Origin of the sequence: Clostridium sp. OS1-26 (genome assembly GCF_030915445.1) — a bacterium.
GTDB lineage: Bacteria > Bacillota > Clostridia > Clostridiales > Clostridiaceae > Clostridium_AM.
This window is the reverse complement of record NZ_CP133264.1, coordinates 1,620,575-1,634,633: the sequence shown is the minus strand read 5'-3', so window position 1 is coordinate 1,634,633 and position 14,059 is coordinate 1,620,575. Positions and strand designations below refer to the sequence as shown.

Sequence of the window (14,059 nt, the reverse complement as noted above, 5' to 3'; positions counted from 1 at the left end):
TCACCTCTATTCTCTCTTAAGCATTAATTTTTTCATTTCATCAATCTTGGATTTTACTGTTCCATCTATTACTTCATTGTTAACTTGAACATAGACGCCTCCAAGTATATTTGGATCTAACTCTTCTTCCAGTAAAATCTTCTTATCGAATTTTTTTTCAAGTTTTTCGATTAGACTATTCTTCTCATCATCTTGTAATGAAACAACTGTTTTAACCTTAGCTATAACAGTATTATTTCTCTCAAGATTTATTTTCTCCATTTCCCTAAGTTTGCCTTCAAGCTCTAAGATTCTGCCTTTATCTATTAATACAAGTAAAAAAGATAGTAAATCTTCATCTATTTTACTTTTAAATATATCAGTAAATAGTTTCTTTTTGCTCGAAGTACTAACCTGAGGATGTCTGATGAGCTTCATGAAGTCTTCATCATTATTCATAAGAACTACAATATTTTTTAATTCTTCTAAATACTGCTCTACTTTTCCTTTTTCCTCTGCAACTTTGTAAAGCGCAAGAGCGTATCTCCTATCTAAATATTCATGCATAGTTAGATACCTACCTTAGCTATAAAATCCTTTATAAGTCTCCTGTGTTGTTCTTCATCAATAGATTGTTCTAAAGCTTTTGAAGATATTAAAACAGCTAAGTCTACAACCTGACCCTTTATCTCGTCAGCAGCTTTTTCTTTTTCTCTACCTGCTTCCGTTCTTGCTCTCTCAATTATAGTTTCAGCTTCTTCACGAGCTTCATTTAGTAATTCTGAGGAAACTTTTTCGGCTTTTATTTTATATTCTTCTACTATAGTCTTACCCTGTTCTCTAGCTTGTTTTAAGTTAGTTTCATTTTCTATTTTTAATTCTTCGGCTTTTTTCATGTCTTCTTCAGTTTTGTTTATCTTAGTAACTATCTCATTTTGTCTGCTATTGATAGTGTCATTAACTTTGTTAAATAGAAAATGCCTTAGGATAAAAAATAGTATTGCAAAATTTATTATAGTAGCAATAAGTTGAGGAATATGTATCTCCATACTATTATAAAAGCCTCCCTTCAGGCATAGATTTAAATAGTGCCCTGAGCACTATTCATTATTATGATTTAAATATTAATAATAGTGCAACTAGTAACGCATAGATAGATGTTGCTTCTGAGAATGCAGCACCTATAACCATTGTACTAATTATTTTTCCACTTGCTTCTGGTTGTCTTGAAACACCTTCAACTGCCTTTCCAGCAGCATTACCTGTTCCAATTCCTCCACCTAAACAACCTATTGCAGCTAATCCTGCACCTATAGCTGCCATTCCTGATATAAATGCTTTTGGATCAATATTACCCATTTTTCTTCCTCCTTAAAAATTGTTTAAATTATGTTATATTAAATTAATTGATAACTATAAATTAGTGATCTGCTATAATCTTTATGTTAACCATTGTTAACATCATGAATATAACCATTTGAATTGTACCATCAAACACATCAAAATATGCATGAAGAGGTACTGGTATACCAAGTTGTGCTACCCATCCTAGGTGTCCTAATGCTCCATAAACCATTTCCATAACAACAAATGCTGCTGTCATGTTACCAAAAAGTCTCAGTGTAAGTGATATAGGAAGCATAAATCTTTCTACAAGGTTTAATGGAAGCAATGCTGCGAATGGTTTGAAGTAACCTCCGAAATAATGCCCTAAACCTATTTTTTTGATGGCATTCACTTGAACAACTACAAATGATATTAGTGCTAAACCTGCAACTACACTAAAATCAAGTGTAGGAGGCTTGAGTCCAAACAAACCTAGTAAATTCATAGATAAAAGAAAAATTGCTAGGGTTCCTATGTATGGAACAAAAGCTGAATATCCTTCACCCATGTTTTCTCTGACAAGTGAATTAAATGTTTCCACGACAATTTCTACAACACTTTGTTTTCTATTTGGAACTTTATTTAAGTTCCTAGTGGAAATTATAGCTATTATACTAATTATGACTATTAATATCCACTGAAATAATAAACTTTCAGTGACACCGAATTTATATCCTAATAAATTCAGATAAAACAAAGGTTCGAACTTTTCCAAATAATCACTCCCTTTCATAAAAAATTATTAATAAATTATTGATTTTTTAAATCTATTCCATATAATGTTAAGGATATAAAATGAGAACTATATCCCAACATATAGGCAATCACATTAAGTTTATTTTGTTTGAATAATACTACTGCTATACCAGAAATCGTAACTATTTTTATTATATAAGATATAATCGCAACTGCTTTATACTTACCAGTCTTTTTTAAAAGTATGTACTCAGTTATTATTCCATTTAAAACAAAACTTATGACAGCTAAGCCTAAGCCCAAAAGAACTATAAATACATAATCCTTAAAAAAATAATAGGTTGTACCGCCCAAAATTAAGGTTAATATTATGTCAAAAAGTATAACTTTTCTGAACATATATTGAAGGTCATTTTGCACTTTCAATTCCTCCAGAATATTTACATGATAATCTATTATATAATCTCAGGAAATATAAATAAAATCCTGCATTCTCTCTATAATCTTAATATTTAGCCTTAATAGTCGATTTTTTAACAATATAATTCCATTTTATCTTCATTACTTTAATTTTATTTAATTTACTTCAATTAACAAATATCTACGATTATCAATGCATTTTTCAAAAAATATCGAAAATTCTCAACATTAAGCCCAAGAGCTTTAAATTCTTTATTTATTTAATATTGCAATTGTCTAAATAATATAATTTTTTTGACATATTATTTGTATATACATGCATTATAAATGATATTTTTTCATAAATTTTAATAAATAAAGTCGCTTTTTCTTTAATTAGGCTACTCTTTTTACATTTTTTTGTGTTATTTATTATTTACATTGTAAATTTATAGGTCATTTAAGAGAAAATTTTATACTTATTTAATATAATAACTCCTTTTTAATTATGTTTCAATTAGAATTTTTATACTTAATATATTTTTTTCTTTATAATATATTATAAAATTGCAATAATATATGACAAAACTACAACAATACCCTATTTATTTGGATTAATATACCATAAAACCAGAATTGAAATGTCATAAAATTGCAATAATGTGTCACAAAATTGCAATTTTAAAAAAAGAATAGCTAGAAATTACTTTCTAGCTAAATTCCTCATATTTCATTTTTTGAATACCAAAATAGTCTAATATTGCATGCACAATTCTTTCTGAAGCCTTACCATCACCATAAGGATTTATAGCTCTACTCATTTTATCATATTCAGCTGAATTTCTTATTAGTTCATTAGCTGTATTTAGTATGGTTGTGATATCCGTTCCAACAAGCTTAACAGTACCTGCCTTTACAGCCTCTGGCCTTTCAGTAACATCTCTTAAAACCAGCACTGGCTTTCCTAAATGCGGCGCCTCTTCCTGAAGTCCACCAGAGTCTGTCATAACCATAAAACATTTATTCATTAGGTTATGAGTTTCCTTTGTATCTAATGGTGGTAATAGGTGTACCCTTGGTATTCCGCCTAGAATTCTATAAACGACATCTTTAACTACTGGATTTAGATGAACTAAATATACTATCTCTACATCACTGTTCTCTTCAACAATTCTTTTTAAAGCATTACATATATTTTCGATTCCATCTCCCCAATTTTCTCTTCTATGTGCTGTAACCATTATTACTTTCTTTTTATCGTATTCTATGTCATTAAGTTCGTCATTATTAAATACATAACTATCATCTACTGTAAATTCCATAGCATCAATAACTGTATTTCCAGTAACAAATATATCTTTTTCGTCAATTCCTTCTCTTAAAAGATTGCTTTTTGAACCTGCTGTTGGTGCAAAATGCAAATCTGCCATTGAACCTGTAAGTTTTCTATTCATCTCTTCAGGAAATGGAAAATACTTATCAAAAGTTCTAAGCCCTGCTTCCACATGTCCAACTTTTATTTTTTGGTAAAATGCTGCTAAAGCACCGGCAAAAGTTGTTGTAGTGTCTCCATGTACAAGAACTAAATTAGGGTTCTCCTTTTCAAATATATCCTCAAGTCCCTCTAGTACTCTTGTAGTTATACCTGTAAGAGTTTGCTTACTTTGCATAATGTTCAAGTCAAAGTCAGGAGTAATATTAAATAAATCTAATACCTGATCCAACATCTGCCTGTGTTGTGCTGTTACACAAACCTTATTTTCTATATTTGGATTTTTCTCCATTTCCTTGACCAAAGGCGCCATTTTTATTGCTTCAGGCCTTGTTCCAAATATCGTAATAACCTTAACTTTTTCCATAAATATACCTCCGTTTTAGCCTCAAGGCAACTGTTCTTTATTACTGCTGCCTAGATACAAGTTATTCTCTATGTTCAAAAAAACCAAATTTCCAAGCTACTATTACTAGAACCACCATGACAAGAGCAAGGAGGAAATAGGACCTTTGACTACTTATTTGCATTGCTATTATAGCAAAGCTACCTAGTACAGCGCTTATTAGATACATAATTATAACTGCCTGCCTTTGATTAAGTCCCATGTCTAATAATCTATGATGAAGATGTCCTTTATCTGCCTGCATTATAGGCTTCCCATTTATCTTTCTTCTAATCATAGCAAAAAGTGTATCGTATATTGGTATTCCTAGCGCAAGAATAGGCACAGCAATTGCAAAGGCTGTTGCAGACTTTATGGCACCTTCTATGGATATCGCCGCTAATAAAAAGCCCAATAATTGCGCTCCTGTATCCCCCAAAAATATAGAGGCCGGATTGAAATTATAAGGTAAGAAGCCCAATATAGACCCTGCTAATATTACAGTTAATACTTGCGCTTCTAATACTTGTGCTTCAACTTTTCCATTTAAGAAAGTTATAATAAAAATGGTGACTGTAGAAATAAAAGCAACTCCTGCTGCTAAGCCATCCAAGCCATCTATTAAATTTAAAGCATTAGTAATACCTACCACCCAAACTATAGTAAGTGGAATTGATAGTATTCCTATATTAATATAAAGTTCTGCGCTACTTATTGGATTTGTTATCAAAACTATTCTAACGCCATAAGAAGTTAGCGCTAAGGCTGCCGCTATTTGAAATAAAAGCTTTTGCCATGGTCTTATTTCAAATTTATCATCTAAAAACCCACCTAATGCTATAATCGTGGCACCTATTAGTATTCCTATTTCCGATTTAGACAATGCTCCTGTTTTTAACACCAAAGTTAACACAAAAGAAATATATATTGCTAAACCACCTAGAAGCGGTATAGGTTTTTTATGTATTCTTCTGTCGTCTTTTGGAATATCTATAACTTTTATTTTTACTGCAATTTTTTTTATAATTGGTGTAAAAATAGCAGAAATTATTATTGAAACCAATGCTAAAACATATAATTTATTCATAAGTTAACCTTCCTTATTTATATTAAGCACCGCTCAGCTAGACCGAACAAACACAGTGTTATTGCCGCTACTTAATAACATCCATCACCTTCTAGAGAATCATCATTTTCAATCCATTCATCTACATTTATTTCTCTATAAACTTTCTTAGTATCACGTATTATAACTTTTTCAATTCCTGAATTAATTATAAATCTCTTACACAGTGAACAAGGAGAAGCATTATGTACATATTCTCCAGAACTACATTCTCTGCCAACTAGATACATAGTTGAGCCTATCATATCTTGTCTTCTAGCAGATATAATAGCATTTTGCTCTGCATGAACGGATCTACACAACTCATAACGTGTACCTCTTGGTACATTTAATTCCTCTCTTCTACAGTACCCTAAATCACAGCAGTTTTTTCTTCCTCTAGGTGCTCCTGAATATCCTGTTGACATAATCTCATCATTTTTCACTATTATAGCTGCAAAGTTACGCCTCAAGCATGTTCCTCTTTCTAATACAGTCTCACATATATCTAAATAATAGTTATTTTTATCAATTCTATTCATAACTTCCTCCGATAGTTGCTGTTATTAATCTTCTTTTATTCTATAATAAAAATGATGTAATTAAAAGCACTCATTAAACATTATATATGTAAAACTTAATATTATCCAGTTAACTTTATGACTTGATAATCTATATAATAAAAAGCAGTGACATAATTCACTGCTTTTTATTATATAGATTATTTAGTTCCGTATAATCTGTCTCCTGCATCTCCAAGACCAGGCACAATATATCCTTTTTCATTTAATTTTTCATCTATAGATGCAATATATATATCTATATCTGGGTGAGCGTCCATAACGGCTTTTATTCCTTCTGGAGCAGCTATAAGACACATTAATCTTATATTTTTAGCACCCTTTTGTTTTAAAAGAGTAATAGCATCTACTGCTGAGCCACCTGTTGCAAGCATAGGATCCGTAACGATTACATCTCTCTCTTCTATATCTTGTGGGAGCTTACAGAAATACTCTACTGGCTTTAATGTTTCTTCGTCTCTATATAGTCCTATATGTCCAACTTTTGCTGCTGGTATAAGTTTTGTCATGCCTCCAACCATACCAAGGCCTGCTCTAAGTATTGGAACTATAGCTACTTTCTTTCCTGCAAGCATTTTACACTTTGCCTTACATACTGGAGTTTCTATTTCTACTACTTCAAGCTGTAAATCACGAGTTACTTCATATGCCATAAGCATAGCTACTTCTTCAACAAGTTCCCTAAAATCCTTTGAACCTGTATTTTTATCTCTTATTAGAGATAGCTTATGTAATATTAATGGATGTGCTATTTGTGTTACTTTACTCATTTATTTTATTCCTCCTATATAATACACAGAAATTAAGAATAATTTTTACTCTAAATTTCTGACTTATACTTAATTTTAAAAAATTATTAGATATTATTTACTATACTTTTTTTCAATTTCAGAAATTCCATCTATTCTTCTTTGGTGTCTACCACCTTCAAATTCAGTTTTTATGAATGTGTCTACTATGTCAAGCGCAAGTCCTGGTCCCACAACCCTCTGACCTAATGCAAGTATATTAGCATCATTGTGCTCTCTACAAGCATGAGCGCTAAAAGTATCACCACATAGTGCAACTCTCACTCCTGGAACTTTATTGGCAGCTATGCTTATCCCTATGCCAGTGCCACAAACTAATATTCCAAGTTCATATTTTTTCCCCGCTACTTCTTCAGCGACTTTTAATGCAAACTCAGGATAGTCACAGGATTGTTCAGTGTATGTACCAAAATCCTTAATTTCTATTCCTTTTGCCTCTAAATGTTTTATTATTTCATTCTTTAGCGGTAATCCCGCATGATCGCTTCCTAATGCAATCTTCATGTTAAAACACCTCCAAGATATAGTGTTACTATAATTAAATAATTTATTTTAATAAATTATAAATTATCAGACTACAAAAGAAGATAATAGCATTATACAATGCCTATATCTTCTTTCAATTTGTTCAATAGCAATACAATACTGTTTTCTAATTGCCTATAGGTATTTCTATAGATTTCTACGTCACCACCAAATGGGTCAACTATATCATTCTCCATAGAAATATACTCATTTAATGTATAGATTTTATGCTTAAATTCCGGAAATTTAGCACCTAAAATATCTCTTATATATGTTGTCATAGTTAAAACAAGTTCTGAATTTTCTAACATGTTCTTAGTAAGCTGAACTGAGTTTCTATCACTTAAATTTATTCCAGTATTCTCCTTCGTAACAATTGTAGAGTTTTTTGAGGTTTTACTATTGCTTAATACAGCTATACCAGCAGAAATAGCTGTAAGATTGTCTATATCACACTTCTTATTAAAAATAGCTTCTGCCATACAACTTCTACAAGTATTTCCTGTACAAACAAATAGTATATTTTTCATAACTAACCTCCTAAAACATAGAATTACACTTTAATGATATCAAATCCAGCAGATTTTTTAAGTCTATTCATAACAGCCACACCTACACCATTTTCTTCAAAGGCTTCAGCAATAATTATATCAACTTCTTTATCATCAAACATTCTAAGTGTTTCAAATAAACTTTGTGACACACTTATCATGTTATCTCTACTTCCTAGAGATATTACTATACCTTTTTCATAGTACTCTGCTGTTTCGTCTGTAGCCATTATTCCAACAACTTTATTTTCATCTATATAATTTTGCACTATTTCATTGATTTTTTCAATAGTTTTTTTCAAATCTCCTTGAACAATTTTTACAGGAGCCTTAGGAGCATAGTGCCTATATTTCATTCCTGGAGCTTTAGGTCTAAAATCTTTTTCTGGTTTCTTCATTATTGCTGGATCTATATATGTATCTTTATCCACTTCTCTTAGCATCTCTAAAGTTATTCCTCCTGGTCTTAAAACACAGGTTGGTTCAGTAGTGCAATCAATTACTGTAGATTCAAGACCAATATCACACATATTCCCACCAATAATGTAGTCTACCTTTCCTCTTAAATCTTCTATACACCTTTGCACATCTGTAGGACTAGGTCTTCCTGAAATATTAGCAGAAGGTGCGGCAATTGGAACTCCAGCTGCCCTTATAAGTTCTCTAGCAACGTTATTAGAAGGCATCCTAATTCCTACGCATGGTAATGCTGCACTTGTCTCGTCTGGTATAATTGAAGATTTAGGTAATATTATTGTCATAGGACCTGGCCAAAATTTTTCCATAAACCTTTTAGCCATTTCTGGGATTTCTGAAACTAAAGGCCTTATCTCTTCAGTATCTGCTATATGAACTATTAGAGGGTTGTCCTGCGGCCTCCCTTTAGCTTCAAATATTTTTTTCACTGCCTCCGGATCTAACGCGTTAGCGCCAAGTCCATAGACAGTTTCTGTAGGAAACACTACTAATCCCCCTTCTCTTAAGACCTTTCCAGCCTCTTGTATGATGTTTTTGTCAAGATTACTCTCATCAAGCATAATTATTTTTGTATCCATTTTGTTTTATACCACCTTATTGCTAAATTATATTAAACAACTTTATAAACCTTTTACTTATATTTTTCAGTAACATACTCATCAATTGCTTGTGCCACCATTTTTGACAATTCTACAGCCTTAACTACTGTTTTAGCTCCTGTTACTACATCTCCAGATGCAAAAACACCCTCTCTTGTAGTTCTTCCAAATTCATCGGTGGCAACTAAGCCTTTATCCTTTAGCTCTATTCCCTTTGTACTCGATACTATATTTGCTCTAGGTCCTTGACCTACAGCTATGATAACAGAATCAGCTTTAAATATCTCTTCTGTTCCCTCTATCGGAACTACCTTTTCCTTACCTTCTTCATCTTTTACTACTTTATTATTCACATATTTAATGCCTTCTTCAACTATCTCTACAGGGGATTTATAAAATTCAAATTTAACTCCATCAATTTTTGCATATTCAACTTCAGCCCTCTCAGCTTGAATATTTTCAGGTCCCCTTCTACACATTACATAAACTTCTCTTGATCCATTTCTTAATGCAGTTCTGGCAACGTCCATTGCCACATTGCCAGCTCCTATTATACATACCCTTTTCCCTAAGTCATATACATTAGGATTTTTTAAATAATCTATTGCATAATGAACATGTCCTAAGCTCTCTCCTTTTAGTCCAAGAGCACTTGACTTCCATACTCCTGTTCCTATAAATATAGCTTTATAGCCATCTCTAAAGAGATCATCAATTGTTATAACTGACCCAATTAAAGTGTTAGGTCTTATTTTTATTCCCATGTTTATTAATTTATCTTTTAACTTTTCCAAAATATCTTTAGGTAATCTAAACTCTGGAATACCATATCGTAAAACTCCACCTATTTTATCATGCGCTTCAAATATGGTTATATCATAGCCCTTAGAGGCTAGAATAATTGCTATAGTAATTCCAGCCGGTCCAGATCCTATTATGGCTACTTTTTTATTAGTATCTTTTACTACCTCTGGAGTTATAGAGTTTAAATAATAATCCGATATATAATTTTCTATTGAACTTATTTTAACAGGACTATTCTTTTTTCCCATTACACAATGGCCTTCACATTGTTTCTCATGAGGACAAACAAGCGAGCACACTACAGAAAGCGGATTATTGTTAAAAAGCTTTTCTCCTGCTTCATTAATATTTCCCTCTAAAAATAACTTTATAACTTCATTAACTGGAGTATTGACTGGACATCCTTCTTTACACATAGGTTTCTTACACTGAAGGCATCTTTTAGCTTCTTCTATTACAAATTGTCCCATTACATTATTCCTCCTATATCTCAATGTTACAATGCTTATAGCAACGTTTTATTCTAATAACTTATTTTAACCTATAGAACACATTTTACTAGTACTTTTAAATTAATAAATTATTTTCTAATATACAATATACTAAATTAATCAAATATACAACATGTTAATTACGAAAGTGTTAAATACAATATACTATATTTGTATAAGTGAATACTATATTTTAATTGTTAATTATAGTTTAATATAAACAATATTTCAAGTTTACCTACTAATCCTAAAAACATAAAAAGACTGTAGATCAAATAAAACTCTCCACAGTCTAAAATTAACACTATAACACTCTTACCATAAAAAGTCCTATCATAATTCCGCTTAGAACCCCAATAGTACTTGTTACTCCATCCCAAAGTTTTGATGACTCAGGTATCATTTCACCACAGACCACATATAACATTATTCCAGATGCAAAGGCCAGACATGCACCAAGAACATTTACCGATATATTTGCTATGTACGCTCCAATCCATGTGCCAATGGCGGTAGGAAAAGCTGTTATAAAAGTATAGAATAATATCCTAGATATTCTAACTCTAGAAGCAATTAGTGGCGCTGATACTGCTATGCCTTCAGGAATATCGTGAATTGCTATTATTATGCTCATTTTTATTCCTAAAGTACCTCCAGCAGCAAAACCACACCCCATTATTATTCCTTCTGGAAAATTGTGAATCATAAGTCCTAGTGCTGCCATAAAAGCAACCTTTACATGCTTGTCCATACTACCTATATTTATCTTGTTATCTATTATGGCTATAATTATAATTCCTAAGATACAAAAAACTAAAGTGCCAACGAAATTCCATTTTGTAAGAGCCTCCGGAATCAGGTCAAATACTACTACTGCTAACATCAGCCCTCCTGCAAAACCAATTATTCCTCCTAGAAACCTATTAGAAGGTCTTTTTACTATCACTCCTAGTAAGGCTCCAGTCATTGTACCTATTAAAGATACTACACTACCAATTAATACAATACGAATCATATTTTCACTCAAAACATCACCTTTATTTTAAATTACTTCTATATCATATGTATTTATATAGTAATGTATATATTCCAAAACTTTAGGAATGGATTTTTAGAGTTATTTATTCCTGTAATATTGAGAATTTTCTCGATAAAATTTTATTTTTTCAATGCACTCTTCTGTAAAATGTGAATAGACACAGTTTTTATATATAATATCCAGTAGAGGATACTTATTAAGTTTACCCCTTTTTATTATAGTATAGTAATAGCTCTCCTCTGGGTATAGAATTTTTAGCCTATTATATTGATAAGCTACATATGAATGATTTTTTAAAAAATTTAAGTTCACGGGAATCATTCTTTCACTTCTAAACTTTGATGTTGCTAGAAGAATTATTTTAAATTCACTTATATCATCTTCATCAGATGGAATTTTCTCAACATGAACTAATGAAACTTTTTCACAATTTATATTTATAGCTTTCTTTCTTATTCCAAGTGATATTTTTAATTTACTCCCAACACAAGCAAATCTCAATGTCTCCTTGTCAATCCTTATAATTACAGCTATAAATATAAGCACTTCTATAATTACTAAATATGATATGTAAAATAGACTTAGCTTTTTAGATAAAAACAAAGCAATAGGTAAAACAAAAAAGATTAAAGCTCATAGATAGCAGAAATCTTTTATAAGATTTTTTTTGCTTTCTAATAGCTTTATCTATATTCATTCCTTACCCTCTTTTCTTGAATTAAATAATTAGTCGTTACTTCCAATGGCTTTCATTTTTTCCGCCTGTTCAGCAGTTATTAAAGCATCTAGAACTTCGTCTATATCTCCATCAAGATATGCATCTAATTTGTATAGAGTTAATCCTATTCTATGATCTGTAACTCTTCCCTGAGGATAGTTATATGTCCTTATTCTTTCACTTCTGTCTCCTGTTCCTACCTGACTCTTTCTATCTTCAGCTATACTCGCCGATCTTTCTGCTTCCGCTTTTTCAAATAGTCTGGATTTAAGAACTTTCATAGCTTTTTCCTTGTTTTTAAGCTGTGATTTTTCATCTTGACAAGATACTACTATTCCACTTGGCAAGTGAGTTATTCTTACTGCAGAGTCTGTAGTATTAACACACTGTCCTCCATGTCCTGATGCTCTAAACACGTCTATTCTTATATCATTTGCATTAATTTCAATTTCAACGTCGTCAACTTCTGGTAATACCGCAACAGTAGCAGTAGACGTGTGGATTCTTCCACTTGATTCAGTGTCTGGAACTCTTTGAACTCTATGCGCTCCACTTTCGTATTTTAATCTGCTATAGGCTCCAGCTCCCTTTAGCATAAATACAATTTCTTTAAATCCACCTATGTCAGTTGCATTAATGCTTATTGTTTCAACCTTCCAGCCTTTACGCTCAGCATATCTTGTATACATCCTTGTTAAATTCGCTGCAAATAAAGCTGCTTCTTCTCCACCAGCACCTGCTCTTATTTCAACAAATACATCTTTATCATCATTAGGATCTTTAGGTAGAAGTAATACTTTTAACTCTTGGTGTTTTTCTTCTATAACACCTGTAAGCTCTCTTATCTCTTCCTGAGCCATCTCCCTTAGCTCTTTGTCTGATTCCTCTTGCAACATTTCTTTAGCAGACTCTATATCCTCTTGAGCTTTTTTATATTCTCTATATTTCATAACAACTGTCTCTAAATCTGCATGCTCTTTACATAATTTTCGCCATTCTTTTTGATCCGCCATAACTGTTGGATCACTTATTTTTATAGATAGTTCTTCGTATTTATTTTCTATAAAGTTAAGTCTTTCTAACATACTTTTTCTCACTCCGTATAAATATTTTCACAATAAATAATTATATCACAATTCTTTTAACACTAGCAACAAATTTCGATTTTTCCTTTTATAACTCTATCTTTGCCAGCAAGATCTTTTATGCACTCCACTTCAGTAAATCCGTTAGTCCTTAATATATCGCTTACAGAATCTTTTTGGTCATATCCTATTTCAAATAATAACGCTCCTCCATTCTTTAACACCTTTAAGCTTTGAGAGGTTATTTCTCTATAAAAATCTAGCCCATCTTCTCCTCCGCATAACGCTTCATAAGGTTCGAAATTTTTAACATCCTCCATTAATGTTCCTATGACATTCTTTCTAATATATGGAGGGTTTGAGATTACCATATCGAATCTTTCTTTACCTTCTATAAACTTTCCTAGCAAGTCGCTTTTTATAACTTGCACCCTTTCACCTACGCCCAGCCTTTTAATGTTTTCGCTAGTTACCTCATAGGCAGTATGTGAAATATCAGAAGATTTAACATTTACATCCTTTAATAGCTTTGCAATTGTAATCCCTATTATTCCACTTCCACAGCATACATCGCAAATATCCTTAAATTTATTTTTTTTAATTCCCTCCATTGCGCACTCTATTAGAGTCTCTGTATCTGGTCTAGGAATCAGTACGCCTTCTCTTATATAAAAAGATAATCCCATAAATTCGCACTCACCAAGCATATACTTTACAGGCATTTTATTTTTTCTAAGTGTTAGCAATCTGTAAAATTCCTCTATTTCCTTATGATTTAATTCGTAATCTCTGTTGAGTAGTAAGAAAAGTCTATCCTTTTCCACTACCTTTCCTAATAAAAGATCACAATCTAAAGCGTAGCTCTCAATTCCTTCTTCTTTTAAAATTTGATATCCTTCTTTTAAAAGCTCTCCAATTTTTGATTTATAATTTTTCAT

Annotated in this window: 16 protein-coding genes and 1 pseudogene; all 17 read right to left on the bottom strand. The window is 31.6% G+C overall.

Features of this window, described 5'->3' with window-relative positions; genetic code table 11:
- Positions 1-6: 6 nt before the first annotated feature.
- The 17 genes and pseudogenes from RCG18_RS08210 to prmC all read right to left on the bottom strand — a co-directional run bounded on the left by RCG18_RS08210 (position 7) and on the right by prmC (position 14,059).
- On the bottom strand, positions 7-546 hold the full coding sequence (locus RCG18_RS08210; protein ID WP_308040822.1) for a F0F1 ATP synthase subunit delta: 540 nt from the start codon (positions 544-546) through the stop codon (positions 7-9).
- A 2-nt stretch (positions 547-548) separates the two neighbouring features.
- Entirely contained in the window at positions 549-1,028 is a 480-nt protein-coding gene (locus RCG18_RS08205) for a F0F1 ATP synthase subunit B (protein WP_308040821.1), read from the bottom strand.
- A 61-nt stretch (positions 1,029-1,089) separates the two neighbouring features.
- Positions 1,090-1,329: an ATP synthase F0 subunit C gene (gene atpE / locus RCG18_RS08200; protein ID WP_374119124.1), complete on the bottom strand. Its 240-nt coding sequence runs from the start codon at positions 1,327-1,329 to the stop codon at positions 1,090-1,092.
- A 70-nt stretch (positions 1,330-1,399) separates the two neighbouring features.
- Positions 1,400-2,080, bottom strand: a complete 681-nt coding sequence (locus RCG18_RS08195) for a F0F1 ATP synthase subunit A (RefSeq protein ID WP_308040820.1) — start codon at positions 2,078-2,080, stop codon at positions 1,400-1,402.
- Positions 2,081-2,115: 35 nt separating this feature from the next.
- Complete coding sequence (locus RCG18_RS08190; protein WP_308040819.1) at positions 2,116-2,481, bottom strand: ATP synthase subunit I; 366 nt, start codon at positions 2,479-2,481, stop codon at positions 2,116-2,118.
- Between the two features lie 689 nt (positions 2,482-3,170).
- Complete coding sequence (gene wecB / locus RCG18_RS08185; RefSeq protein WP_308040818.1) at positions 3,171-4,319, bottom strand: non-hydrolyzing UDP-N-acetylglucosamine 2-epimerase; 1,149 nt, start codon at positions 4,317-4,319, stop codon at positions 3,171-3,173.
- A 61-nt stretch (positions 4,320-4,380) separates the two neighbouring features.
- Positions 4,381-5,424, bottom strand: coding sequence for an MraY family glycosyltransferase (locus RCG18_RS08180; RefSeq protein WP_308040817.1), 1,044 nt, complete (start codon positions 5,422-5,424; stop codon positions 4,381-4,383).
- A gap of 71 nt (positions 5,425-5,495) precedes the next feature.
- A complete protein-coding gene (locus RCG18_RS08175; protein WP_308040816.1) occupies positions 5,496-5,984 on the bottom strand; it encodes a cytidine deaminase in 489 nt (162 codons plus the stop codon).
- Positions 5,985-6,163: 179 nt separating this feature from the next.
- The gene (gene upp, locus RCG18_RS08170; RefSeq protein ID WP_308040815.1) at positions 6,164-6,793 is read right to left on the bottom strand and encodes a uracil phosphoribosyltransferase; all 630 of its coding nucleotides are present in this window, start codon (positions 6,791-6,793) and stop codon (positions 6,164-6,166) included.
- Positions 6,794-6,886: 93 nt separating this feature from the next.
- Complete coding sequence (rpiB, locus tag RCG18_RS08165) at positions 6,887-7,336, bottom strand: ribose 5-phosphate isomerase B (RefSeq protein ID WP_308040814.1); 450 nt, start codon at positions 7,334-7,336, stop codon at positions 6,887-6,889.
- Between the two features lie 92 nt (positions 7,337-7,428).
- Positions 7,429-7,887: a low molecular weight protein arginine phosphatase gene (locus RCG18_RS08160; RefSeq protein WP_308040813.1), complete on the bottom strand. Its 459-nt coding sequence runs from the start codon at positions 7,885-7,887 to the stop codon at positions 7,429-7,431.
- 23 nt (positions 7,888-7,910) lie between these two features.
- Positions 7,911-8,963: an L-threonylcarbamoyladenylate synthase gene (locus tag RCG18_RS08155; protein WP_308040811.1), complete on the bottom strand. Its 1,053-nt coding sequence runs from the start codon at positions 8,961-8,963 to the stop codon at positions 7,911-7,913.
- 53 nt (positions 8,964-9,016) lie between these two features.
- Positions 9,017-10,258 (bottom strand): NAD(P)-dependent oxidoreductase, encoded by a 1,242-nt coding sequence (locus RCG18_RS08150; protein WP_308040808.1) that lies wholly within the window; start codon positions 10,256-10,258, stop codon positions 9,017-9,019.
- 325 nt (positions 10,259-10,583) lie between these two features.
- Positions 10,584-11,294 carry a ZIP family metal transporter gene (locus RCG18_RS08145; protein WP_308040807.1) on the bottom strand — a complete coding sequence of 237 codons (711 nt, stop codon included), beginning with the start codon at positions 11,292-11,294 and terminating at the stop codon, positions 10,584-10,586.
- A 102-nt stretch (positions 11,295-11,396) separates the two neighbouring features.
- A pseudogene (locus RCG18_RS08140) lies at positions 11,397-12,015 on the bottom strand (hypothetical protein).
- 29 nt (positions 12,016-12,044) lie between these two features.
- Positions 12,045-13,121, bottom strand: coding sequence for a peptide chain release factor 1 (prfA, locus tag RCG18_RS08135; RefSeq protein WP_308040806.1), 1,077 nt, complete (start codon positions 13,119-13,121; stop codon positions 12,045-12,047).
- Positions 13,122-13,183: 62 nt separating this feature from the next.
- Complete coding sequence (gene prmC / locus RCG18_RS08130) at positions 13,184-14,059, bottom strand: peptide chain release factor N(5)-glutamine methyltransferase (protein WP_308040805.1); 876 nt, start codon at positions 14,057-14,059, stop codon at positions 13,184-13,186.

Excerpts from the sequence above, each read along its gene's own strand:
- RCG18_RS08210 (WP_308040822.1), bottom strand. The coding sequence starts at position 546 with ATGCATGAATATTTAGATAGGAGATACGCTCTTGCGCTTTACAAAGTT.
- RCG18_RS08205 (WP_308040821.1), bottom strand. The coding sequence starts at position 1,028 with ATGGAGATACATATTCCTCAACTTATTGCTACTATAATAAATTTTGCA.
- wecB (WP_308040818.1), bottom strand. The coding sequence starts at position 4,319 with ATGGAAAAAGTTAAGGTTATTACGATATTTGGAACAAGGCCTGAAGCA.
- RCG18_RS08180 (WP_308040817.1), bottom strand. The coding sequence starts at position 5,424 with ATGAATAAATTATATGTTTTAGCATTGGTTTCAATAATAATTTCTGCT.
- RCG18_RS08175 (WP_308040816.1), bottom strand. The coding sequence starts at position 5,984 with ATGAATAGAATTGATAAAAATAACTATTATTTAGATATATGTGAGACT.
- upp (WP_308040815.1), bottom strand. The coding sequence starts at position 6,793 with ATGAGTAAAGTAACACAAATAGCACATCCATTAATATTACATAAGCTA.
- rpiB (WP_308040814.1), bottom strand. The coding sequence starts at position 7,336 with ATGAAGATTGCATTAGGAAGCGATCATGCGGGATTACCGCTAAAGAAT.
- RCG18_RS08160 (WP_308040813.1), bottom strand. The coding sequence starts at position 7,887 with ATGAAAAATATACTATTTGTTTGTACAGGAAATACTTGTAGAAGTTGT.
- RCG18_RS08155 (WP_308040811.1), bottom strand. The coding sequence starts at position 8,963 with ATGGATACAAAAATAATTATGCTTGATGAGAGTAATCTTGACAAAAAC.
- RCG18_RS08150 (WP_308040808.1), bottom strand. The coding sequence starts at position 10,258 with ATGGGACAATTTGTAATAGAAGAAGCTAAAAGATGCCTTCAGTGTAAG.
- RCG18_RS08145 (WP_308040807.1), bottom strand. The coding sequence starts at position 11,294 with ATGATTCGTATTGTATTAATTGGTAGTGTAGTATCTTTAATAGGTACA.
- prfA (WP_308040806.1), bottom strand. The coding sequence starts at position 13,121 with ATGTTAGAAAGACTTAACTTTATAGAAAATAAATACGAAGAACTATCT.
- prmC (WP_308040805.1), bottom strand. The coding sequence starts at position 14,059 with ATGAAAAATTATAAATCAAAAATTGGAGAGCTTTTAAAAGAAGGATAT.